Raw genomic sequence first — 23,221 nt, forward strand, 5'->3', positions numbered from 1 at the left:
TTCGCCGGTTCCACAAGAGCCGGACGCATACTGCAAAAAGCCCGGGACATGGCGATCCCGGGCTCAGTCATGACTCAACTATGGAGGCACTGTGAAGGCATTGCAAGGCGTTGACGGACATGTGGCCTGGGTCGAAGCCGAGCGCCCGACCTGTGACGCGGGCCAGGTGCGCATTCGTGTGGCTGCTGCGGGACTCAACCGCGCCGACCTGCTGCAGATGAAAGGTCTTTATCCTCCGCCGCCAGGCGCCAGCCCCTACATGGGCCTGGAGTGCGCGGGGGTGATCGAGGAAGTGGGCGCCGGTGCCGACTGGCGCGTGGGCGACCGGGTCTGCGCGCTGCTGGCCAGTGGCGCCATGGCCGAGGAAGTGGTGGTCGATGCCCGCCACGTACTGCCGGTGCCCGAGGGCCTGAGCCTGCCCGAGGCGGCGGGGCTGCCCGAGGTGTATGCCACGGCCTGGCTGAACATCTTCCAGCTCGGCGCGGTGAAGGCCGGCGAGAAGGTGCTGGTGCACGCCGGGGCCAGCGGCGTCGGCTCGGCGGCGATCCAGCTGTGCAAGGCGTTCGGCAACCCGGTGTGGGTCAGTGTCGGCTCGCAGGATCGCCTGGCGTACTGTCAGGCACTCGGGGCTGCCGGTGGCGTGGTGCGCAACGAGAACCTGGACGACCTGAAAGCGTTCGGGCCCTTCGACGTGATCCTCGACCCGGTGGGCGCCAGCTACGGGGAGTTGAACCTCGAGCTGCTGGCCCGCGACGGGCGCTGGGTGATCATCGGCCTGATGGGCGGGCGCAAGTTCGAACTGGACCTGGCGCAAGTGCTGGCCAAACGCACGCAGGTCACCGGCTCGACCTTGCGTAATCGCGATGATGCGTTCAAGGGCGAGTTGCTGCGCGAGCTGATGCAGCAGGTATGGCCGTTGTTCGGCGAAGGGCGGTTGTCGCCGCAGTTGGTCGACACCTACCCGGTGGCGTTTGCCGAAGCGGCGTATGTGGAGCTTGCGAGCAACCAGGTGTCGGGCAAGCTGGTGCTGGTGATCGACCCGAGCTTGGGTTGAGATTGCGGGAGGGCTGCTTTGCAGCCCTTTCGCGGCGCAAAGCCGCTCCTACAAGCGACCACGCACTTTCTGTAGGCCGCGAATGGTGCGCAAAGCGCCCCGGGAATCTCAGCTCCAGCTCAGAATCGGCCAGCCATTGACCTCGGCATGCTCGCGCAACACCGGGTCCGGGTTGACTACATGGGGGTAGTCCACCTTCAGCAGCAACGGCAGGTCATTGCGCGAGTCGGAATAGAAACTCGCCCCCTCCAGGTTCTCTTGCTCCTGGTCCAGCCATTCCATCAACCGGGTGATCTTGCCTTCGCGGTACGTCAGCACCCCATGGGTCTTGCCGGTATACACCCCGTTCACCGCCTCCAGTTCGATCGCCAGGTATTCATCCACCCCCAGCCGCGCCGCGATCGGCCCGACCAGGTGGGTGCCCGAGGCGGAAATGATCAGGATCCGGTCACCGCGCTTGCGGTGTTCGGCGATGCAGCGGCAGGCGTCACCGTAGATGATCGGCTCGATCACATCCTCGACCCAGGGCTCGACCAGGTGCTCCACCTCCTCGAGGGTGCGTCCAGCGATCGGCTCCAGGCTGAAGGCCATGTACTCCTCCATCTTCAGGTGACCCTTGCCGTAGGCCTCCATCAGCTCCTGGTCGCGGCGCAGGAAGTCCTTGCCGTCCACCCAGCCCAACTGGGCCATCTGTTTGCTCCACAACGAGGCGCAGTCGCCGTGGATGAGGGTTTCGTCCAGATCGAAAATTGCCAATGCCATTGCGGTGTTCTCCTAATGCCCTGTCTTCTCTATTTGGCGAGTGACTTGGATGTTCGGCCAAGGCGCCGCCCAAAGTGAACAGCTTATTTCCGAGACAGGACACTAGGCCACTTCTCGTAGCGCCGTGGGGTCGATCGACAAGGATACCCGTTGCCCGTCGGCGTGCAGGTCGGCCGAGGAGCGATTGAGCACGTCCACGACCAGCTCCACGCCGCGTATTTCCACACGATAACGGATGACGTTGCCCAGCAGGCTGTGGCTGCGCACCTGGGCTTCGAGGTTGCCTTCCAGGTGCAGGCTGATGGCCTCCGGGCGGATCGCCAGACGGCTGGCCACGGGGCGCTGCAATAGGCGGCTGGCGGTGTCCGGCTCGAGCAGGTTGTAGTTGCCGATGAAGCCTGCGGCGAACAGGTCGACGGGCGCGGTGTAGAGGGTTTCGGCATCGCCACTCTGGACGATGCGGCCCTGGTTCATCAGGAAAATGCGGTCGGACATCGTCAGCGCTTCCTCCTGGTCATGGGTGACGAAGATGGTGGTCAGCCCCAGCTCGCGCTGGATGGCGCGGATCTGCTCGCGCAGGTGTTTGCGGATGCGTGCATCGAGGGCCGACAGCGGCTCATCGAGCAGCAGCAGGCGCGGGCGGGTGACCAGCGAGCGGGCCAGGGCCACGCGTTGGCATTGCCCGCCCGACAGCTGGTGTGGGTAGCGCCCGGCGAAGCTGGACAGTTCCACCAGCTCCAGGGCTTCGCGCACCCGCGCCTGGCTCTCGTCGGCCTTGGTCTTCTGCATGCGCAGGCCGAAGGTGACGTTCTGCTCCACGGTCATGTTGGGGAATAGCGCATAGCTCTGGAACACCATGCCGATGCCGCGTTTCTGTGGGCTGAGCGGTACCAGGTCCTGGCCGTCGAGCAGGATGCGGCCGCTGTCCACCGGGGTCAGCCCGGCGATGCAGCGCAGCAGGGTCGACTTGCCGCAACCGGAAGGGCCGAGCAGGGTGACGAACTCGCCGCGTTCGATCTGGCAGTCGATGTCATGGAACACCGGGCTGCCGGCATAGCTTTTGTGCAGTTTCTGTACGCTGACGAAGCTCATGTCAGGATTTGTCCTTGTTCAGGCGATTGGCGACCCAGGTCAGCACCAGCACGAAGGCGAAGTAGGAGATTACCAGCGCGCTGTTGAAATGACCGCTGCTGTTGCGCATGTTGTTCAGGTACACCTGCAAGGTCTCGTAGCGGGTCCCCACCAGCAGGTTGGCGAAGACGAACTCGCCGAACAGGAACGAAAACGACAGCAGCAGCGCCACCATCAGGCCCTTGCGCAGGTTGGGCAGCACCACCAGCAAGGCTGCTTGCCAGGTGCTGGCGCCCAGCAGCTGGGCGGCGTCCATCAAGTCGCGCAGGTTGATCGCCTGCAGGTTATTGGTGATGGCCCGGTACATGAACGGCAAGGCGATGGTGAAGTAGCAGCCGATGAGGATCCACGGTGTGCCGACCATGGCCATCGGCCCGCTGCCGTACAGCTGCAAAAGGCCCACCGAGGACACCACCGGCGGCACCGCGAAGGGCAGCAGGATGAGGATGTTCATCAATGCGTCCAGGCGCGGGAAGTGGTAGTGCACCACGAACAACAGCGGCAGGATCAGCACCACCGACAGCACCAGCGCGCCGACGCATACCAGCAGCGACTGGCCGAAGGCCGCCAGGAAGCGCGGCTCGCTCCACAACGCCAGGTACCACTTGAAGGTCAGGCCGCTGGGCAGCAGGCTCGCCGACCAACTGGTGGCCAGGGAGTAGAGCAGGGTGCCGGCCAAAGGCAGCAGCAGGATGATGAACAGCAGGTACACCACCATACGGTGGTAGAGGCTGCCGCGAGGTTCAGCGCGCATGGTAGCTCCTCTTCAGCAACCATTGATGGACCACCGTGACCAGCGTCATAAGCCCCACCAGCACCATTGCCAGGGCGCTGGCCAGGTTCGGGTCGAGGGTGATGTCGCCGGCCACCAGGGCGGCGATGCGGATCGGCAGCACGTTGAAGTTGCCGGTGGTCAGGGCATAGACCGTGGCATAGGCGCCCAGGGCGTTGGCCAGCAGGATGACGAAGGTGCCCAGCAATGCCGGCGCCAGCACCGGCAGGCCGATATGCCGCCAATACTGCCAGTGGCTGGCGCCCAGCAATGCCGCGGACTCGCGCCAGTCTTCACGCAGGGCATCGAAGGCCGGGTAGAGCAGCAGTACCCCCAGGGGGATCTGGAAGTAGGTGTACACCAGGATCAGCCCGCTCTTGGAATAGATGCTGAAGTCTTCCAGCAGGCCGGCCTGCTTGAGCAGCAAGGTCAGCGCGCCGTTGAAACCCAGCAGGATGATGAAGGCGAACGCCAGCGGTACCCCGGAAAAATTGCTGGTCATGTTGGCGAAGGCGCTGACGAAGTCGCGCAAGCGCGAGTCCACCTGGCGCAGGGAGTAGGCGCCGAGGGTGGCGATGACGATGCCGAACAGGCTCGACCAGAAGCTGATCTCCAGGCTGCGCTGCAATGCCTGCAGGTAGAACTTGGAGGCGAACACCTTGCTGAAGTTGGCCAGCCCCCAGCCGCTGTCGCTCTGCAGGCTGTTGATGGCCACCCAGGCCAGCGGGGCGATCTGAAACACGAGGAAGAACAGGGCGAACGGCAACAGGCAGAGCAGGGCCAGGTAGCGGCCGCGAGGGCGGGCATTCACTTGAGCAGCTCCCGGCAGACCGCTTTGTCGTGGGCAGCGCCCAGCAGTTCGCAGATCGTGCCGCACAGCTCGGTCTGCAAGGGCTTGGCCGCCGGGTCCAGGCTGAACGCCTCGCCGAACACGAACAGCGGCACTTCGCGCTCCTCGGCCAGCAGGCCGTTGTGCGAACGGTCGTTGTTCATGCCGTGGTCGGCGGTCACCAGCACCTGGTAGCCCTCTTCGAGCCAGCGCGGCAGGTAGTCGGCCAGAAGAATGTCGGCGCTGCGCGCGGCGTTGCGGTACTGGCTGCTGTCCAGGCCATGGCGATGGCCGGCGTCGTCGATGTTCATCGGGTGTACCAGCAGGAAGTTCGGGGCGTGGCGACGGCGCAGGTACTCGGCATCGGCCAACAGGTGCGAGTCGGGGTAGTGGTCGGCGTAGTAGAACAGCCCATGCTGGATGGGCAGCTTCGGCGCATGGGTGTGGCGGTCGCGCAGCGGGTCGAAGGGCGAGCGGTTGTACAGCTCGCTGATCCAGTGGTAGGCCGCTGCCGCAGTGCCCAGGCCCGCTTCGCGGGCATAGTGGAACACGCTGCGTTGGGTGGACAGGCGGCTGACGTTGTTGTGCACGATGCCGCTGTCGATGGGGGCCACGCCGGTGAGGATGCATTCGTACAGCGGCCGCGACAGCGAGGGCAGCTCGCATTCGACACGGTACAGCGCGGCACGGTCGGCCTCGACGTAGGCATGCAGGTGGCCCATGGCGTGGTGGGCGACCTGGTGGTTGAGGCCATCGAGCAGGACCAGGATGACGTTGTGGTTCATGTATAGCTCCGAAGAACGTTTGTGGGTCCGCCGTGCGGCCCATCGCGGGACAAGCCCGCTCCCACAGAACAACGCATAACGGTTTGATGTTGCGGACCCTTGTGGGAGCGGGCTTGCCCCGCGATCGAGGGCGCAGCCCTCGCTTCATTCCATCTCGATGATCACTTGCTCCTGCCACATCTGCGGCAGTTTCTTCGATGTGGCCTCCCAAGCTTCGGCATTCTTGATCGGCTGCGCCGCGCCGTATTGCTCGTTGGGCAGCAGCTTGGCCTGCACCTCAGCCGGCAGCTTCAGGTGCTCGGCGCGGATCGGCCGAGCGTGGCCGATGGCCAGGTTGGTCTGGCCGGCGTCGCTGAAGATGTACTCGCGGGTGAGCTTGGCGGCGTTGGGGTGCTTGGCGTACTTGTTGATGATGGTGGTGTAGCCGGAGATCACCGAACCATCGGAAGGGATCAGCACTTCGAAGCGCTTGGGATCGATCTGCTCGCGGTAGCTCAGGCCGTTGAAGTCCCACACCACACCGACTTCCACCTCACCCTTCTCCAGGGTCTGGATGGTCGGGTTGGCCAGCGACAGGCGCTTTTGCTGGGCCAGTTTGGTGAACAGCTGCAGGCCCGGCTCGATATTGCTTTCGTCGCCCTTGTAGGCAATGGCGGCGGCCAGCACGCCGTTGGCTGCCTGGGCGGCGGTGCCGACGTCACCGATGGCGACCTTGTACTTGCCTTTTTCCAGGTCGTGCCAGGTCTTCGGGCGTTCGCTTTCCTTGACCAGGTCCTTGTTGATGATGAAAGCGATGGTGCCGGTATAGGCCAGGGCCCAATGGCCATCCTGGTCCTTGGCCCAGGTCGGTACCTGGTCCCAGGTGCTGGGCTTGTAGGGCTGGGTCACGCCCTTGGCGGCGGCGATGGGGCCGAAGGCGGCGCCCACATCACCGATGTCGGCGCTGGCGTTGTCCTTCTCGGCGTCGAACTTGGCGATTTCCTGGGCCGAACTCATGTCGGTGTCGCTGTGCTTGAGGCCGTACTTGCTGGCCAGGTCCGCCCAGGTGCCTTTCCAGTTGGCCCAGGCATCGGGCATGCCCACGCTGTTGATCACACCTTCCTTGCGGGCGGCCTCTTCCAGGGCCTTGAGGTCGGTACCGGCGGCCATGGCCGAGGTGCACAGGGCGATGGTCGAACCGAGCAGTGACGCCATGAAGAACGTTTTCATCCGAAGCTCCTTTGTAGGGCCTTGCAATGGGTGATGAAGGAAACCTTTGCTTGCGAACGTTTGGTCTAGGTCAGCAAACCTCGAGCCAAGGTAGGCCGGTTGCGTGACAGTTTGATGTAAGGCCTGGGCGGACAGGCGCCTCCCGAGGCCCTGGAAGTACAGCGTAGACCAGATCCCAGGCCTTGATTCCCAAGGCCTTGCCCTGTCCTGGCTGGTGCTGGCACGAGGGCTTTGTCACAGGATGTTCATGGGCTGTGCCTAGGCTTGCGCTAATCTCCAATGGCCCTTTTCTGGGGCTGGACTAGTCCAGATAGGTAACCTTCGATGCAGTCGACGCCACCGCGCGCGGTAACAGCCATCTGCCATGCCTTGCAGGAGCAGATCGAACACGGCCTGCTGGCGCCGGGCGGTAAGCTGCCGGCCGAGCGCAAGTTGAGCGAGGTGTTCGATACCACGCGTATCACGTTGCGCGAGGCGCTGGTGCAGTTGGAGGCACAGGGGCTGATCTACCGCGAGGAACGCCGGGGCTGGTTCGTGGCGCCCGAGCGGCTGACCTACGACCTGGTCGAGCGCAGCCATTTCCATGCCATGGTGCGCGACCAGGGGCGGGTGCCCGGCACCGAGCTGTTGTCGGCGCGGTTGCAGCCGGCGCCGGCGGCGATCTGTGCGCGGCTGGGGTTGCCGGCGCTGTCGAGCGTGGTGCGTATCTGCCGCTTGCGGCGCATCGATGGGCGGGCGGTGCTGTATGCCGAGCACTACCTCAACCCGCGGTTTTTCCCCGGCATCCTGGAACAGGACCTGGGGCAGTCGCTGACCGAGATCTATGGGCGGGTGTATGGCATCCAGTATGGGCAAGTATGCTTCGAGATCTTGCCGACGGCATTGCCGGTGGAGGCGGCCAGTGCCTTGAAGGTGTCGGCGGGAAGCCCCGGGTTGCATATCACCCGAGTCAACAGTGACCAGCATGGGCACCTGATCGACTGCGACCTGGAGTACTGGCGGCATGATGCCATTCGCATCCGCGCCCAGGCGGGTTGATCAGGGTTTTTGGGGCTGCTTTGCAGCCCATCGCCGGCAAGCCCCACCACCCCGAACGCATCGGCCTAGCGTCATAGGCTATCCCTGTGGGAGCTGGCTTGCCGGCGATAGGCCCTAACTGGCGGAACCGGCTTCTGCCATCCCGCCACCCCCGGCCGTCACCACCTGCACCGACAACCGCGGGGTCGCCAGATCCAGCCCGGCTTCATCCAGCTGTCGCTTCAAGGCCAGGTTGAACGCCCGCGACACCTCCCATTGTTTGATCGGCGCTGTCTTGAACCGTGCCCGCAGGATTGCCGACCCCGACTCGAAGCTCTCCACCCCCTGCAGTTCCAGCGGCGACCAGATATTGCGCCGCATCAGCGGGTCGTTGCGCAGCTTTTGCCCCACCTCGCGGATCAGCGTGATGGCCTGGTCGATGTTCATGCTGTGCGGGATCGCCACGCGGAAGATCGCGTAGCCGAACTCGCGCGAGTAGTTCTTGATGCTCTTGATCTCGCTGAAGGGAATGGTGTGCACGATCCCGTCGATATCCCGCAGGCGCACGGTGCGGATGGTCAGCCCCTCCACCGTGCCCAGGTGGCCGCCGACATCCACGTAGTCGTCGATGGCCAGGGAGTCCTCGATGATGATGAACAGCCCCGTGATCAGGTCCGCCACCAGCGACTGGGCGCCGAAACCGATGGCAAGGCCGATGACACCGGCACCGGCCAGCAGCGGCGTGACGTTCATGCCCATGTTGGCCAGGGCGACGATCACCGCGATGATGAAGATCGCCACGAACATCACGTTGCGAATCAGCGGCATCATCGTCTGCGCGCGGGCATTGGCCAGGCCGCGGCGCGAGCGCACCAGGGCATGGTGCACGGCGGTGTCGGCGAGGATCCACACCAGCCAGGCGGCGATCAAGGTCCCGGCCAGGCCCAGCACGCGCACGCTGACCTCATGCCCGCTGCCCTCGGCGAAATTGATCATCGACAGTCCCCAGACCCGCAGGCCCAGTTCGATGAATACCAGCCAGATGAACAGGTGCACCAGCGCATAGGCAAAGTTGCGCAGGCGTTCGGCGTAGACTTCCTGGCGCCGGCTGGCCCGCTTCGGGTTGGCGGCGTGGCGGCGCACCAGGCCGTTGAGCACCATGCACACCACCACCAGCACCGTGCACATCAGCGACTGACGCAGGGCCGTGCTTGTGTCCCCGGCGGAGACGAAGGTGGCGAACAGCGAAATCGCCACCAGGATCAACGCCGGCACGAACCAGAAGCTGCCGAGGATCTCGATGGTGTCGCTCAGGGTGCGGCGGGTCAGGCGACGCGACAGCGGTTGGTTGCGGATCAGGTGGGCGATGGGCCGGCGAAAGCGCAGGATGAACAGGCCTGTGCACACTGCCGCCACCACGTTGGCCAGGGTCGCCAGGGCATGGGCCAGGTGGCTGCCCAGGGCGGTGGTCATGCGCGGGTCGCTCATCGCCTCGCCGAACGCGGCGAAGCTGCCGATCAACCACAACGGGCGGAATGCCTGGTGTCGCAGGATGTGCAAGGCCCGGTGGCGATGGGGGCCATCGAGCAGCGAGAAGGCGATCACGCAGATCGCCGAGAACAGCGTGCCCACCACCAGGGCATAGGCCAGCACCATGGCCAGCGACTTGCCCAGCGAGGAGGGCAGGGCGAAGCTCAGGTACACGGTGAACACCAGGGCGACCAGCCACGGGCCCAGCTTGCGCAAGGCGAAACGCACCAGGTCCCAGGTCCGCGGGTGCTGGGGCAGCTCTTCGGTGAGGCCGAAACGCAGGCGCACCCGATGGCCGATCCAGTTGAAGGCATAGGCCAGCAGGCTCCAGACCGCGATGATCGCGGCAAAGCCGAACAGGATCGCCGGCCATTGATGCACCGGCACCACTAGCGCTGCCAACTCGTCCTGGGCCTGGTCGATTTCCATCGACCAGCGCCGGAACGGGCTGGCCTCGCCGCTGAACTGTTTCTCCAGGTCATGCAGCGCGCCGCCGATCAGCCCCAGCACGCCTTGCTCGGCGCTGGGCTGCGACTGTTTGGCGGCATCGCGCAGCTTCTTCAGGTCGTTGAGCAACTGGGTACGCTGTTGGTCGTTCTCCAGGCTCTTGATCACCTCGTCCAGCGATTGGCCCAGAGGCTCTGTGGCCTGCGGCTGCGCAGGCTTGCCCGCACCGAGCAGGCCGGGCAGGCCGGCGGCCTGTACGGGGGCGATGAAGAGAAACAGCAACAGGGCAAGGCAACGCAGGAGGGCAGGCACCGAAAATCTACCTCAGGGCAAACGATTGCCGGAGTGTAGAGGATTTTTCAGGCCAGTTTCGCGAGGATCTTCCAGCACATGATGCCGAAGATGCCGAGGGTGCCGACCCACATCATCAGCACGCCGACATTGCGTTCGCGCAGGCTGAAGCCGATGGTCAGCAACAGCAGGCCGACGAACACCGGCAGGAACAGGGAAAGGAACGGCGACATGGACAGGCATCCTTCTGCATCAGGGCTATGTAACAAGCATAGCGGGTTGGGCTGCAGGAGGATTGATCAATGGCAGGGTTTGGCGTTTGCCTGGTCCGGCCCTATCGCCGGCAAGCCGGCTCCCACGGGTAGGGCAGCGGTGACGATAGGGCCCGGTCAGGCAAACCCAAAAGCTTACGGCAACTCGCGACTGCGATAGAACGCCGTCAACACCTTCACCAGATGCGCCAGGTCCTGGCTGCCGCACAGCTCGCGAATCGAGTGCATGGCGAAGGTCGGCAGGCCGATGTCGACGGTGCGCACGCCCAGGTGGCTGGCGGTGATCGGGCCGATGGTCGAGCCGCAGCCCATGTCGCTGCGCACCACGAAGCTTTGCACCGGCACTTCCTCGGCCATGCACAGGTGGCGGAAGAACCCGGCGGTCTCGCTGTTGGTGGCGTAGCGCTGGTTGTTGTTGACCTTGATCACGGGCCCGGCGTTGAGCTTGGGCCCATGGTTGCCGTCATGCTTGTCGGCGTAGTTGGGATGCACGCCGTGGGCGTTGTCGGCCGACACCAGCAGCGAACGCTGGATAGTGCGCACGTAGTCGTCGCCGTCGGGCAACAGGCGTTGCAGGGTCTGTTCGAGCATCGGCCCGTCGGCGCCACAGGCCGAGCAGGAGCCGACCTCTTCGTGGTCGTTGCACACCAGCACGCAGGTCTCGTCGCTGTCGGCGGTCAGCAGCGCCTGCAGGCCGGCGTAGCACGACAGCAGGTTGTCCAGGCGGGCACCGGCGATGAAGTCGCCGTTCAGGCCGATCAGTGCGGCGTCCTGGGTGTCGTAGAAGCTCAGCTCGTAATCCAGCACCACGTCGGCATTGAGGTCGTGCTCGCGGGCCAACTGCTCGGTGAGCAGGGCGCGGAAGTCGACCCGCTCGTCACCGGCGACCTGGGCCAGGATCGGCGGTAGCTCGGTCTGCGGGTTGATCATCCAGCCTTCGTTGGCGGTGCGGTTGAGGTGGATGGCCAGGTTGGGGATCACCGCGATCGGCAGCTTGAAGTCCACCAGCTGGCTTTCGACCTTGCCGTCGCGGCGGAAGGTGACCCGACCGGCCAGGGACAGGTCGCGGTCGAACCAGGGTGCCAGCAGGGCGCCGCCGTAGACTTCGACGCCCAGTTGCAGGAAGCCGTGGCGCTGCAACTCGGGCTGCGGCTTGACCCGCAGGCACGGGCTGTCGGTATGGGCGCCGACCATGCGGATGCCACCGAGCAGGGGCGATTGCTTGCCCAGCTTGATGGCGATGATCGAGGAGTCGTTGCGGGTGACGTAGTAGCGGCCACCGGGCACCGTGGCCCAGCTGTCGCGTTCGTCCAGACGCTGGTAGCCGGCGGCCTCCAGGCGCTGGGCGAGGCTCGCGGTGGCATGGAAGGGCGTCGGGGAGGCCTTGAGGAAATCGATCAGGCCAGCATTCAGGGAATCGCGCATAACTCACTCCAGACAGCAGTGGCGCGAGTTTAACGCAGTTGCCTGAAGATTTGTGTCGGCCTCATCGCGGGAAAAGCGCCCACAGAGGAAGTGCTATCCCTCTGGGGGCCGGCTTGCCGGCGATTGGGCTGATGCAGGCCGCAGAAGCCTCAGAACGGCGCCGGGCACTCGAACTTCAGGCGCTCCCCGGATACCGGGTGGGTAAAGCTCAGCATCGAGGCATGCAGGCATAGCCGTTCATGGGCCGCCAGCGCCTCGGGGTTGGCATACAGCCGGTCGCCCAGCAACGGGTGGCCGATCGACAACATGTGCACGCGCAACTGGTGCGAACGCCCGGTGATCGGGGTCAGCTCTACTCGGCAGTGGTCGGCGCAACGCTCGAGCACACGCCAGAAGGTCAGGGCATGCTTGCCTTGTTCGTGGTCCACCACATGGCGGGGCTTGGTCGGCGGATCGTAGCGCAGGGGCAGGTCGATGCTGCCGCTGTCCAACGCCGGCTGGCCCCAGCACAGGGCGGTGTAGGCCTTCTCGGTCTCGCGGTCATGGAACTGGCGCGACAGCTCACGATGGCTGTCGGCGTCGCGGGCCAGCAGGATGATGCCGGAGGTCTCCCAGTCCAGGCGGTGGACGATCAGGGCATCGGGGTAGCCGTTTTCCTGCAGGCGGGTGATCAGGCAGTCCTTGTTGTCTTCGGCGCGACCAGGCACCGACAGCAGCAGGGTGGGCTTGTTGACCACCAGGATGGCGGCGTCCTCGAAGAGGATCTGGATGTTCGACAACGGCATTGTGGCGTGTTCTCGATAAACACTGTGGGAGCGGGCTTGTCCCGCGATTGCGTCAGCCGGGGCTTGCGCAATCGCGGGACAAGCCCGCTCCCACAGGGGTGACCCGATATGGCTGGATCAGCGATCAGGCAGGGTGATGTTCAGCTCCAGGATCGAGCAGCTACCCTGGTTCTCGAGTTCGATATGCACGTCGTCGCTGCCGATGTTCACGTACTTGCGGATCACTTCCAGCAGCTCTTTCTGCAGGGCAGGCAGGTAATCCGGTTCGCTGCGCTGGCCGCGTTCGTGCGCCACGATGATCTGTAGACGCTCTTTCGCTACCGACGCGCTGCTTTGTTTCTGTCTGCCACGAAAGAAGTCAAAAAGGTTCATGGTTTACTTGCCTCCAAACAGGCGCGCGAAGAATCCTTGCTTCTGCACATCGATGAACCGCAGTGGCTTCTCTTTGCCCAGCAGGCGGTCGACGGTGTCGCTGTACGCCTGGCCGGCATCGCTCTGGTCGTCGAGGATGACCGGGATGCCCTGGTTGGAGGCCTTGAGCACGGCCTGGGATTCGGGAATCACACCCTTGAGCTTGATCGCCAGGATCTCTTCGACGTCGGCGATGCTGAGCATCTCGCCTTTCTCGACGCGCTCGGGGTGGTAGCGGGTGATCAGCAGGTGCTCCTTGATCGGCTCCTCGCCGTTCTCGGAGCGGCGCGACTTGCTCGACAGGATGCCCAGCATGCGGTCGGAGTCACGTACCGAGGACACTTCCGGGTTGGTCACCACGATGGCTTCGTCGGCGAAGTACATCGCCAGGTGCGCGCCTTTCTCGATACCGGCCGGGGAGTCGCAGATGACGTAGTCGAAGGTTTCCTTGAGCTCCATCAGCACCTTCTCGACGCCTTCCTGGGTCAGGGCGTCCTTGTCGCGGGTCTGGCTGGCGGCCAGCACGAACAGGTTCTCCAGGCGCTTGTCCTTGATCAGGGCCTGCTGCAGGTTGGCCTCGCCGTTGACCACGTTGACGAAGTCGTACACCACGCGGCGCTCGCAGCCCATGATCAGGTCGAGGTTACGCAGGCCGACGTCGAAGTCGACGATGACAGTCTTGTAGCCGCGCAGAGCGAGGCCGGTACCAATGGCGGCGCTGGTGGTGGTCTTGCCCACACCCCCCTTGCCGGAAGTAACCACGAGAATCTTGGCCAAGGTGTTTCACCCCTAAATAAAATGGGACAGCGGTCCCTGCAAATACGAAAAACGGCAACAAAGAAAAAAGTTGCGCTAAAAATGCCGGCAAGTATCCGTTAAAGACGGGTGATGTTCAACACATCGCCAGACAGGCTGATCTGCACGCCAGCTCCCCACAGCGGGTCGCGACGCAGGTCCTCGCACACCTTGTACTGGCCGGCGATCGATACCATCTCCGCGGTCATCTGCTGGCAGAAGATGCGCGCCCGGGTATTGCCCTTGATGCCCGCCAGTGCGCGGCCACGCATGGCGCCGTACACATGGATGTTGCCGTCGGCGAGAAGTTCCGCACCCGGGCTGACCGAGGCGGTCACCACCAGGTCGCCGCCCTGGGCGTAGATCTGCTGGCCGCCGCGTACCGGCGCGGTGATGATGCGGGTGGGGCGCACTTCGGGTTCGACCGGTGGCGGCGGCGCGGGGGCGGGTTCGGGCTTCTTCACCTCGGGCTCCGGCTCCAATGGCCGTTCGCGGGCACCGGAGGGCGGCAGCACCGGCAGATCGATGGCGATCGCCGCGGCGATGTCCTCGATGCGGCTGGCGCGCACGGCCAGGGTGCGCAGGCCGTGGTGGCGGCAAACGCGCATCAGGCCGGGCAGGTCGATGGCACCGCCGTCAGCCGACAGCTTGTCCAGCGCCAGCACCAACGGCGTGTTGCTGAAGAAATTGGGGGCCTGGGCCACTTTCGCCGCCAGTTGCAGGTCGAGGGCTTCGAGGTCGTTGCGCGCCAGTTCCAGCACGGTGATGGCAAGCATGCTGCCTTTGAGCTGGAATACGGGGGCGGTATCGGAGGTCTGGTTGAGGCTCATGGTCTGCATAGACGGCTTGTTGCGAAAAAAGTGCCCTGACTTATAACGATAAGACCCGTTGGCCGCAACCGCGGGCGAACCGATGTAGAATGCCCACCTTTGTCTTTCCGGAAGCTTCAATGGAACGCCCGCGTTTTCGTCTTTATTTCCTTCACCCACGGTTCTGGGGCCTGTGGCTGGGTCTGGGCCTGCTGTGGCTGGTGGCGCAGCTGCCGTACCGCGCGCTGCTGTGCCTGGGCCGCGCCCTGGGCGCGCTGATGTACCGGGTCGCCGGTGAGCGCCGGCGCATCGCTGCGCGCAACCTCGAGCTGTGTTTCCCTGAGCTTTCCGGCGACGAACGGCAGCGCCTGCTCAAGGAAAACTTCGCCTCCACCGGCATCGCCTTCTTCGAAATGGCCATGAGCTGGTGGTGGCCCAAGCCACGTTTGGCGCGCCTGGCCCACATCGAGGGCCTGGAGCACCTGCAGGCCGCCCAGCGCGAAGGGCAGGGCGCAATCCTCATGGCCGTGCACTTCACCACGCTGGAGATCGGCGCGGCGCTGCTGGGCCAGGCCCATACCATCGACGGCATGTACCGCGAGCATGGCAACCCGTTGTTCGACTACATCCAGCGCCGTGGCCGCGAACGTCACAACCTCGACTCGCTGGCGGTGGAGCGTGACGACGTACGTGGCATGCTCAAGCTGCTGCGCGGTGGCCGGGCGATCTGGTACGCCCCGGACCAGGACTACGGCGCCAAGCAGAGCCTGTTCGTGCCCCTGTTCGGCATCCCGGCGGCGACCGTCACTGCCACTACCAAGTTCGCCCGCCTGGGCAAGGCCCAGGTGATCCCCTTCACCCAGAAGCGCCTGGAGGACGGCAGCGGCTATCGCCTGGTGGTCCACCCGCCGCTCGAGGACTTCCCGGGCGAGACCGAGGAGGCCGACTGCCTGCGCATCAACCAGTGGGTGGAAAGTGTGCTGCGCGAATGCCCCGAGCAGTATTTGTGGGCGCACCGACGCTTCAAGTCGCGCCCGCCAGGGGAGCCGCGGCTGTATGACAAGAAAAAGCGCTGAGCGAGCTTGCCGGTGCCGGCTCCAACGCGGGGCAAGCCCGCTCCCACAGAGGCCTGGGTAGAATCCGTGGGAGCCGGCTTGCCGGCGAGAGAGCCTGGGTAGGCAGAACATCCCTTTCAGGAGAATTCCATGGCCCCACCTCGCACCACCGGCCTGATCCTCTCCGGCGGCGGTGCCCGCGCCGCCTATCAGGTAGGTGTGCTGGCGGGTATCGCCGAGCTGTTGCCGCCGGGTGCGGCCAACCCGTTCCCGGTGATCGTCGGCACGTCTGCCGGTGCCATCAACGCTGTCACCCTGGCCAGCGGCGCCACGCGCTTCACCGAGGCGGTGCAGCGTCTGACCACCTTCTGGCAGCATTTTCGCAGCCACCTGGTATTGCGCAGCGACTGGCCGGGGGTGATCCGCCAGGCCAGCCGCTTCGTCAGCCACAGCCTGCTGGGGGTCGGCGGCCAGGTGCCGGTGGCGCTGCTGGACAGCAGCCCGCTACGTGCCCTTCTGCAATCGCACCTGGACCTGGACGGCATCGCCCACTCCCTGGCGGCCGAGCAGTTGCGGGCAGTGGCCATCACCGCCTTCGGCTATGAGTCGGGCCAGGCGGTGACGTTCTACCAGGGGCGCGGTGCCATCGAGCCCTGGTTGCGCCATCGGCGCATCGGTGTGCCTACCTCGTTGACCATCGACCACCTGCTGGCCAGCTCGGCGATCCCGCTGCTGTTCGCCCCGGTCAAGCTCGACGAGGAATACTTCGGCGACGGTGCGGTGCGCCAATCGGCACCGATCAGCCCGGCGTTGCACCTGGGAGCTAGCCGGGTGCTGGTGGTCGGTGTCAGCGGCAACCCCCAGCGGCCTTCGGCGCCCATGCCGGCCCAGCGCGTGTTCAGCGGCCAGCAGCCGAGCCTTGCGCAGATCGGCGCTCACATGCTCAACAGCACCTTCATTGACAGCCTGGAAGACGACATCGAGCTGCTGCAGCGCCTCAATCACCTAAGTCATCTGATACCGGCGCACTTGGATGCCCGGCGCCTGGGGCTGGCGCCGATCGAGGTGCTGGTGGTGGCGCCCAGCCAACCGCTGGACGAAATCGCCGCCCGCCACCGGCGCGAGCTGCCGGCGGCGCTGCGCCTGTTCCTGCGCGGCCCGGGAGCGACCCGGACCAGTGGGGCGGGGGTACTCAGCTACCTGTTGTTCGAGGCCAGCTACTGCAGTGAGTTGATCGAACTGGGGCGCAAGGATGCCCTGGCCAAGCGGCGGGAGCTGTGCCAGTTCCTGGGATTATGAGGATGTTTTCGCGGGCCCAATCGCCGGCAAGCCGGCTCCCACAAGGATTGCGCCAGTTCTTGGACATTTCGCAAGGCAGTTGCTTGCCCGGCCCAATCGCCGGCAAGCCAGCCGCCTACAGGCGCGGCGGCATCTCTGAAAACAGCGCAGGACAGGTGGGAGCCGGCTTGCCGGCGATTGGGCCGCAGCGCGGCCCCATTACTCGGCAATCTGCAGCTTGCGCGCCTGGGTATACACGTACCGCACCTTCTCGTACTCGAACGGCGAATTGAGCTGCCCATAACGGAAGTTGGTGCTGTAGCGCTTGTCCACCGCCCGCAGCACGGTGATTTCCGGATGATCGCGACTGGCTTCGGCCACGTTGAGGAAGTTGGCCTCGCGCTCGCCCACGTAGTCCACCGCCAGCCCCGCGGTATCGCGCAGGTTCGAAGGCCCGAGGATCGGCAGCATGATGTATGGCCCGTCAGGTACACCGTAGAAGCCCAGGGTCTGGCCGAAGTCCTCGCTCTGGCGCGGCAGGCCCATCTTGGTCGCCGGGTCCCACAACCCGCCCACGCCAATGATGGTATTGAACATCAGGCGTGCGGTGATCTCCGCCGAACGCTTGGCCTTGAGCTGCAAGATACTGTTGAACAGGTTGGGTACATCGCCCAGGTTGTTGAAGAAGTTGGTCACCCCGGTACGCACGAAGCGCGGGGTGACGTAGCGGTAGCCGTCGACCACCGGCAGCATCACCCATTGGTCGAAGCGGTAGTTGAAGTGATAGATGCGCCGGTTCATCGATTCCAGCGGGTCGTACACGTTCAGCGCGGTGAGCGTCGAGCGCTCGAACTCGCGCTGATCCAGCCCGGGGTTGAATTTCAGCTCGCGCAGCGGGTCGAGAAAGCCGTCGGTTTCGGCCGTAGGCGCAGGCTTGTCGGCTTCGACCACGCTGGTGCGTGGCGCGGTTTCGGCCGCCAAGGCGTTGCCGGCGGCGAGCAGGGCGGTGACGAGCAGCAGTTTGTTAACCACGGAAGAACTCCAGCATCGCATCGCTATTGACGCGGTAGTTGAGGTTGCCGCAATGGCCGCCATGGGGGTACAGGGTCAGGCGATCGCCGAACACCTTGCGCAGGAAGCCGATGTCGCCAGGGCCGAGGATCACATCGTCGGCGTTGTGCATCACGGCGACCTTGGGGCTCTCGCGCAGGTAGTCGGCCAGGGCGTACAGGCTCACCTGGTCGATCAGCTGCAGCACGCTGCCGCCGTCGGTGCGGGCGCGCCACATGGGGATCACCTGTTCGGTGATGTAGCACTCGAAGTCGCATTGCAGGGCACGCTTGAAGAACGGCGTGAGGCTGCTGCCTTCGGTGATCGGGTACTTGGGCGGAGTGATCAGGCCGCGGTTGTTGACCAGGTCCGAGGTGAAGGCGATGTCGGCCGCCGAGAAGCGGAACGAGGTGCCGATGAGCATGGCCATCTGTTCGTTGGACAAATGCTGGCGGGACTTCTGGAAGTCGTACAGCAGCGCCTCGTTGAGGTCGATATAGCCCTTCTGCTGGAAGTACAGGGTCAGTTTTTCCAACATCAGTTCGTAGAACGTGGTGCTGTGGTCGATGCCCTTGACGCGGGTTTGCACCAGTTTGTCCAGGTTGCTGACCGAGGTATAGAGATTGACCGGTGGGTTGAGCAGCAACACGCGCTTGAAGTTGAAGCTGCGCCGGGTTTCGTCCAGGTGGCTGACGAAGGCCGCATCGAGGGCACCGAGGCTGTAGCCGGTGAGGTGGAACTCGCTGACCGGCAGGCGCGGGTGCTGGGCGCGCACGGCCTGCATCACGCGGTACAGGTCTTCGGCGTCGTCCTGGGTGATGCCGGGGGTGGCGAAGCGCGAGGCGGCGCTCATGAAGTCCCAACTGGTGGGCGAGGACAACTGCACCACATGGAAGCCTGCCTGGTAGAACAGCTTCTTCAGGTATTCGTTGATGGTGCTGGAGTAGGGGGCTCCGGTGCCAGCGATGATGAAGATCAGCGGGGCCTCATGGTCCTGGTAGGCCAGGCGGTACTTGAGCTTTTTCACCGGCCAGAAGTTGTCGGGCAGGGTGAAGGCGCGCTCCGGGCGCAGGTTGAGGCTGTAGTCGGACTGGCTGATGTCCTCGTCGCTGGGCAGGGTAGGGCGCTGCTCCGGCGGCGTGGTGGCGATGGTCGCCTCGAACGGGTTGGTCAGTGGGTAGCCATAGCTCGCGGCGTCAATATCCTGCGCCGAAGCGGCCGCAGCCAGGAGCAGGCCACCGAACAGGGCAGCGAGGCGCAAGGGTCGAAGCATGGGATCCCCCAAAAGAATACATAAGGCAAAGCGCTATCTAGGACCATGATTGGCACGGCAAAGTTGCCTTGTGCACCACTCTTTGTTGTGCAAGATAGTGCCGCGACTGTCTACGGCGCGGCAATGGAGTTCATTCGAACATAGCTGCAACTCACGGATTTTGCCTTGCATGGCGCTGCAGGCCGATTATGCTGGCGGCACGTTTCGACCTTCTGGAGGCTGTCATGTCCCGCGCGTTGCCCATCGTTGTCATGTTGCTGTGCCTGGCACTGTGGCTGGCGGCCAGTTATGGCGTGCGCTATGGGCTGATGGAAGATGGGCGTTGGGTCGGGCTGTGCAGCGTGCCAGGGGAATATTGGCAATGCCAGGCCCGCTCGCTGTTGGGGCTGGGGATTCACCACCAGGTGCTGGGGTGGGCGGCGTTGGGCACCTCGCTGTTGGCCCAGGTGGTGCCGGGGCGTGGCGGTTGGTGGCTGGCGGTGCTGGGGCTGGTCTTCGGGGTGCCGGCGCTGGTGTTGTATACCGCGAGCCTGGCGGTATTCGCCGTGGTGCTGGCGGGGTTGCGGTTGGTCAGGCACCCGGCCTGATGCCAGCACTGCCCCTCTGTGGGAGCCAACTGTCTTGAGTTGCTTGCCCCGGTCCTATCGCTGGCAAGCCAGCTCCCACAGGTACGGTGGTATCTCTGAAGACAGCGCAGGCCTGGTGGGAGCGGGCTTGTCCCGCGATTGCGTGCTCACGCCTTGCGCAAGCTGCGCCACAACGCCGCCACCATCATCGCGCTCACGATCGCCCACCCCCACGCCTGCTGACTCGCCAGCCCTTCGATGAACAACTGCGGCGCGATTCCCGCCCCGACGATGAACGCCAGCAAGGCCACCTCTGCCCGTGGCGCCGTCACCGGACGCAGCAGGTAGACCAACGCCGGCAGCACCAACGCCGGCGTGGGAAAGCTGCGATAGCGTGCATCGAACACCATCGCCAGCATGCTCACCGCTGCCGCGAAACCTGCGGCCAGCAACCACCACCCCGCCCGCTGCTCGAGCCAGGCGAACAGGCGCTGGCGCCAGCCATTAAGCCCCGCCAGGGCCAGCGCGCCATGGGCCAGCACCACTAGGTTCAACCCGGCCAGCCCTGCCGCCCACACCCATTCGGCGGCAAAACGTGCGTGGGTGCGCATCAGCTCGCCCCACAGCCCCAGGCTGCCCGCGCCTACGGCCGCCAGCAGCGGCAACACCAGCGCTGCACGCCGGTTCGCAGGCTGGCCGGCCAGCAACAAGGTGGCCAGCATCAAGCCGGCGCCTGCCAGCCACCATTGGCGCCAGTGAGACAGGTTGCTCACCGGCCCTTCGAGCACGCCCTTGTCTTGCCGGTCGGCGTCGTACAGCCCCCAATAGCCGCCCACCGCACCTTCGCTGGCGCGCTTCCACGGCTGGTCGAAGGCCTCGATCAGGTTGTAGCGCCAGCCATTGGCCTCGGCCAGGGCGACGAAACCGCGAATGAACCGCGCCTCGTTGGCCCGGCTCGGCACGGCGGTCTCGCGCTGCCGGCCTTCGCTGGGCCAGCCGGTTTCGCCGATGAGGATGTCCTTGGGCGCGAAGCGCTGGCCGAACACCCGACGCACCTCGGCCACATGGGCCAGGGCGTCGTCGATACCGCGCGGGTCGTCCTCCCAGTAGGGCAGCAGGTGGATGGTCAGGAAGTCCACCGCCGGAGCCACCTGTGGATGCTGCAGCCAGAACTCCCAGACATCGGCGTAGGTCACCGGAACGTTCACCTGGCTTTTCACGCGGGCGATCAGGCCGGCCAAGCGTTCGCCGGTCACTTCCTTGCGCAGCAGCGCCTCGTTGCCGACGATCACCGCGGTGACCACGTCGGGGTTGGCGTTGGCCGAGGCGATCAAGGCGTCGACTTCCTTGTCGGTGTCAACCGGGTTGGCGTTGACCCAGGCGCCGAGCATCACCTTCAACCCATGTTTGCGGGCCAGGGCCGGGATGGCCTCCAGGCCTGTCATCGAGTAGGTGCGGATGCACTGGAATCGCTCGGCGAGCAGCGCCAGGTCGGCGTCCATGCGCGCCGGGCGCAGGCGAAACGGCTGGTCGAACGGCGATTGGTCCTTATCGAATGGGGTGTAGGAGGCGCACTGCAGCTTGTGCGTCGGGCTCGCCGCGTCGGGCAGGTGCACCGGCCTGCCGAGCCCGTACCAGAGCGCACCGAGCCCGGCCAGGGCCAGCAGGCAGGCGAGCAGGTACACAGGCAGCAAATGGTTGGCGCGGGGCATCGGGCGGTCCATGATTGGCGGCAAAAGGCTGATGATAGCCGCAAACGCTCTAGATCAGGCATCTACCATGCAAGGATCACGCAGAATGGGGAAAAGCTGGCGCACTGATGGCGAAGTGCTGTCGCTGATCGTTCGATAAAGGTCGCGCACAGAGCAGGTGAGCTATTGTGTGAAGTTGATGATGCAACTTCCGAGACCTGACGAGGGGATGCTTTGATGAAAATGCGACGTTTCCTGGGAGTGGGTGCAGCCCTGGTATTGGCCATGAGCGCTGCGCAGGCAATGGCCAAAGAAGTAAGCATTGGTTATGTGGATGGTTGGTCCGACAGTGTGGCAACCACCTTCGTGGCCGCCGAAGTGATCAAGCAGAAACTCGGTTATGACGTGGACCTCAAGCCCGTCGCCACCGGCATCATGTGGCAGGGTGTGGCCACCGGCAAGCTCGACGCCATGCTGTCGGCCTGGCTGCCGGTCACCCACGGGGAGTACTGGAGCAAGAACAAGGACAAGGTGGTCGACTACGGCCCCAACTTCAAGGATGCAAAGATCGGCCTGATCGTGCCCGAATATGTGAAGGCCGCGAGCATTAGCGATCTGAAGACCGATGAAAGCTTCAAGCACAAGATCGTCGGCATCGACGCTGGCTCCGGCGTGATGCTCAAGACCGACCAGGCCATCAAGGACTACGCCCTGGACGGTTACAAGCTGCAGGCAAGCTCTGGCGCGGCGATGACCGCCGAACTGGGCCGTGCCTACGCCAAGCAGCAGTCCATTGCCGTCACCGGCTGGGTGCCGCACTGGATGTTCGCCAAGTGGAAACTCAAGTTCCTCGAAGATCCGAAGGGCGTCTATGGTGCCGCCGAGACCGTCAACAGCATCGGCAGCAAGGAGCTGGCCAGCAAGGCACCGGAAGTGGCCGAGTTCCTGAAGAACTTCCACTGGAACTCCAAGGATGAAATCGGCGAAGTCATGCTGGCCATCCAGGAAGGCGCCAAACCCGAAGCCGCTGCCAAGGACTGGGTCGCCAAGCACCCTGACCGCGTGAAGGAGTGGACCGGCAAGTAATCGCCGCATAACCCAATCGCGGGACAAGCCCGCTCCCACAGGCCTTGCGACTGCACCGGCTCTGTGGGAGCGGGCTTGCATCCCTGGGAATAGCCGACCAGGCTCACACCGCCGATGCTGCATCGCTCTCCTTCCCTGGGGGAGATCACCCAGCCCTTTGGGCTGCGCTGTCGCGCAATGAACAAACGGCCAGTGCTGATCCTCTGTGGGAGCGGGCTTGTCCCGCGATTATGGCCTCAAAGCCACACTGCGTCCCAATGGGAGTACGCTCCAACCCGTCTGACCAAGCCTGCCCTGATGGGGTTGGCAATGATGTAGCGCGCCACCTCCGCACATCGTCGTCCCTGCGCAACGCCCTGTCCTGGTACCCAGGTTGCCAGATCCGTTCACGGTATCCCGCCTCGTACAGCCCACGACTGCTTCGCGACTTGAACCGGCGCATCAGCGCAGACAATGTCCCCGTACGCAGTTCGATAAGCCAATGGATATGATCGGGCATGATCACCCAGGCCAACGAGTGACAGGCTTTTTCCTCTTCGGCCTGGCGCAATTGGTGTATTGCCAAACGCGCGTAGTGAAAGTTCAAGAACAATGGCTTTCGTTGCAGGGTAGCGGTGGTCAGCAGGTAGAGCCTACCCGGCTCGGAGTAGCGGCCACAGCGCAGTAGCCTGGAGTGGGGGCGTTCCATGTCGGTTCCTTCGAGCAATGGTTATCCGAAAGATAGTTGCCAGGGGGGCAATGACCGATCCGAATTTATTGCTGAATGTGCTGACGCAATCGCGGGGCAAGCCCGCTCCCACAGATCCACCATTGCCCTCAGGAGCGGCGGGGCACCCCTGTGGGAGCGGGCTTGTCCCGCGATTGGGCTATTGGGGTTGTTACCAATCCTGCAAAACAC

22 protein-coding genes and 1 pseudogene are annotated in these 23,221 nt (G+C 64.5%); 6 read left to right on the forward strand and 17 right to left on the reverse strand.

Annotated elements, in window-relative coordinates:
• The first annotated feature begins 91 nt into the window (after nucleotides 1–91).
• Entirely contained in the window at nucleotides 92–1,054 is a 963-nt protein-coding gene (locus tag IRZ56_RS17335) for an NAD(P)H-quinone oxidoreductase (protein WP_196146060.1), read from the forward strand.
• 108 nt (nucleotides 1,055–1,162) lie between these two features.
• Here IRZ56_RS17335 and IRZ56_RS17340 read toward each other — a convergent pair whose 3' ends face one another.
• The 6 genes from IRZ56_RS17340 to IRZ56_RS17365 form a co-directional block, all read right to left on the reverse strand.
• A complete protein-coding gene (locus IRZ56_RS17340; RefSeq protein ID WP_196146061.1) occupies nucleotides 1,163–1,816 on the reverse strand; it encodes an HAD family hydrolase in 654 nt (217 codons plus the stop codon).
• A 102-nt stretch (nucleotides 1,817–1,918) separates the two neighbouring features.
• Nucleotides 1,919–2,908, reverse strand: coding sequence for an ABC transporter ATP-binding protein (locus IRZ56_RS17345; protein WP_196146062.1), 990 nt, complete (start codon nucleotides 2,906–2,908; stop codon nucleotides 1,919–1,921).
• Nucleotide 2,909: 1 nt separating this feature from the next.
• Nucleotides 2,910–3,701 (reverse strand): ABC transporter permease, encoded by a 792-nt coding sequence (locus IRZ56_RS17350; RefSeq protein WP_196146063.1) that lies wholly within the window; start codon nucleotides 3,699–3,701, stop codon nucleotides 2,910–2,912.
• Nucleotides 3,691–4,530: an ABC transporter permease gene (locus IRZ56_RS17355; protein WP_196146064.1), complete on the reverse strand. Its 840-nt coding sequence runs from the start codon at nucleotides 4,528–4,530 to the stop codon at nucleotides 3,691–3,693. Before IRZ56_RS17355 ends, IRZ56_RS17350 begins: the two co-directional genes overlap by 11 nt.
• On the reverse strand, nucleotides 4,527–5,333 hold the full coding sequence (locus IRZ56_RS17360) for an alkaline phosphatase family protein (RefSeq protein WP_196146065.1): 807 nt from the start codon (nucleotides 5,331–5,333) through the stop codon (nucleotides 4,527–4,529). Before IRZ56_RS17360 ends, IRZ56_RS17355 begins: the two co-directional genes overlap by 4 nt.
• Before the next feature lie 144 nt (nucleotides 5,334–5,477).
• Entirely contained in the window at nucleotides 5,478–6,542 is a 1,065-nt protein-coding gene (locus tag IRZ56_RS17365; RefSeq protein WP_196146066.1) for an ABC transporter substrate-binding protein, read from the reverse strand.
• A 324-nt stretch (nucleotides 6,543–6,866) separates the two neighbouring features.
• Here IRZ56_RS17365 and IRZ56_RS17370 point away from each other — a divergent pair, with 324 nt between their 5' ends.
• Nucleotides 6,867–7,580: a UTRA domain-containing protein gene (locus tag IRZ56_RS17370; RefSeq protein ID WP_196146067.1), complete on the forward strand. Its 714-nt coding sequence runs from the start codon at nucleotides 6,867–6,869 to the stop codon at nucleotides 7,578–7,580.
• 114 nt (nucleotides 7,581–7,694) lie between these two features.
• On the opposite strand, the gene IRZ56_RS17375 is transcribed toward IRZ56_RS17370, so the two are convergent.
• The 7 genes from IRZ56_RS17375 to minC form a co-directional block, all read right to left on the reverse strand.
• Entirely contained in the window at nucleotides 7,695–9,848 is a 2,154-nt protein-coding gene (locus IRZ56_RS17375) for a mechanosensitive ion channel family protein (protein WP_196146068.1), read from the reverse strand.
• 47 nt (nucleotides 9,849–9,895) lie between these two features.
• Nucleotides 9,896–10,060 (reverse strand): hypothetical protein, encoded by a 165-nt coding sequence (locus tag IRZ56_RS17380; protein WP_196146069.1) that lies wholly within the window; start codon nucleotides 10,058–10,060, stop codon nucleotides 9,896–9,898.
• A gap of 174 nt (nucleotides 10,061–10,234) precedes the next feature.
• Nucleotides 10,235–11,524, reverse strand: a complete 1,290-nt coding sequence (locus tag IRZ56_RS17385; protein WP_196146070.1) for a M18 family aminopeptidase — start codon at nucleotides 11,522–11,524, stop codon at nucleotides 10,235–10,237.
• A gap of 149 nt (nucleotides 11,525–11,673) precedes the next feature.
• Nucleotides 11,674–12,309 (reverse strand): RluA family pseudouridine synthase, encoded by a 636-nt coding sequence (locus IRZ56_RS17390; protein WP_196146071.1) that lies wholly within the window; start codon nucleotides 12,307–12,309, stop codon nucleotides 11,674–11,676.
• 117 nt (nucleotides 12,310–12,426) lie between these two features.
• Nucleotides 12,427–12,681: a cell division topological specificity factor MinE gene (gene minE, locus IRZ56_RS17395; RefSeq protein WP_043206650.1), complete on the reverse strand. Its 255-nt coding sequence runs from the start codon at nucleotides 12,679–12,681 to the stop codon at nucleotides 12,427–12,429.
• 3 nt (nucleotides 12,682–12,684) lie between these two features.
• Entirely contained in the window at nucleotides 12,685–13,497 is an 813-nt protein-coding gene (minD, locus tag IRZ56_RS17400; protein WP_028690866.1) for a septum site-determining protein MinD, read from the reverse strand.
• Nucleotides 13,498–13,595: 98 nt separating this feature from the next.
• Entirely contained in the window at nucleotides 13,596–14,354 is a 759-nt protein-coding gene (gene minC, locus IRZ56_RS17405; protein WP_196146072.1) for a septum site-determining protein MinC, read from the reverse strand.
• Between the two features lie 110 nt (nucleotides 14,355–14,464).
• Between minC and IRZ56_RS17410 the strand changes: the two genes are divergently transcribed.
• Entirely contained in the window at nucleotides 14,465–15,400 is a 936-nt protein-coding gene (locus tag IRZ56_RS17410) for a lipid A biosynthesis lauroyl acyltransferase (protein ID WP_196146073.1), read from the forward strand.
• 129 nt (nucleotides 15,401–15,529) lie between these two features.
• Nucleotides 15,530–16,678, forward strand: a complete 1,149-nt coding sequence (locus tag IRZ56_RS17415) for a patatin-like phospholipase family protein (RefSeq protein WP_196146074.1) — start codon at nucleotides 15,530–15,532, stop codon at nucleotides 16,676–16,678.
• Nucleotides 16,679–16,876: 198 nt separating this feature from the next.
• Here the strand turns inward: IRZ56_RS17415 and IRZ56_RS17420 are convergent, their stop codons facing one another.
• Together IRZ56_RS17420 and IRZ56_RS17425 are read right to left on the reverse strand one after the other, a co-directional pair.
• Nucleotides 16,877–17,689 carry a VacJ family lipoprotein gene (locus IRZ56_RS17420; protein WP_196146075.1) on the reverse strand — a complete coding sequence of 271 codons (813 nt, stop codon included), beginning with the start codon at nucleotides 17,687–17,689 and terminating at the stop codon, nucleotides 16,877–16,879.
• The gene (locus tag IRZ56_RS17425; protein ID WP_084854880.1) at nucleotides 17,682–18,980 is read right to left on the reverse strand and encodes a serine/threonine protein kinase; all 1,299 of its coding nucleotides are present in this window, start codon (nucleotides 18,978–18,980) and stop codon (nucleotides 17,682–17,684) included. Before IRZ56_RS17425 ends, IRZ56_RS17420 begins: the two co-directional genes overlap by 8 nt.
• Before the next feature lie 224 nt (nucleotides 18,981–19,204).
• Between IRZ56_RS17425 and IRZ56_RS17430 the strand changes: the two genes are divergently transcribed.
• Nucleotides 19,205–19,567, forward strand: a complete 363-nt coding sequence (locus IRZ56_RS17430; protein ID WP_196146076.1) for a hypothetical protein — start codon at nucleotides 19,205–19,207, stop codon at nucleotides 19,565–19,567.
• A 146-nt stretch (nucleotides 19,568–19,713) separates the two neighbouring features.
• On the opposite strand, the gene IRZ56_RS17435 is transcribed toward IRZ56_RS17430, so the two are convergent.
• Nucleotides 19,714–21,270, reverse strand: coding sequence for a beta (1-6) glucans synthase (locus tag IRZ56_RS17435; protein ID WP_196146077.1), 1,557 nt, complete (start codon nucleotides 21,268–21,270; stop codon nucleotides 19,714–19,716).
• A 204-nt stretch (nucleotides 21,271–21,474) separates the two neighbouring features.
• On the opposite strand from IRZ56_RS17435, the gene IRZ56_RS17440 reads away from it, so the two are divergent.
• On the forward strand, nucleotides 21,475–22,323 hold the full coding sequence (locus tag IRZ56_RS17440) for a glycine betaine ABC transporter substrate-binding protein (RefSeq protein ID WP_196146078.1): 849 nt from the start codon (nucleotides 21,475–21,477) through the stop codon (nucleotides 22,321–22,323).
• Between the two features lie 236 nt (nucleotides 22,324–22,559).
• Here IRZ56_RS17440 and IRZ56_RS17445 read toward each other — a convergent pair.
• Nucleotides 22,560–23,011 (reverse strand): annotated as a pseudogene (locus IRZ56_RS17445) (REP-associated tyrosine transposase).
• Nucleotides 23,012–23,221: the final 210 nt, after the last annotated feature.

The sequence above is a fragment of the Pseudomonas guariconensis genome, from assembly GCF_015680235.1.
Lineage (GTDB): Bacteria > Pseudomonadota > Gammaproteobacteria > Pseudomonadales > Pseudomonadaceae > Aquipseudomonas > Aquipseudomonas guariconensis_A.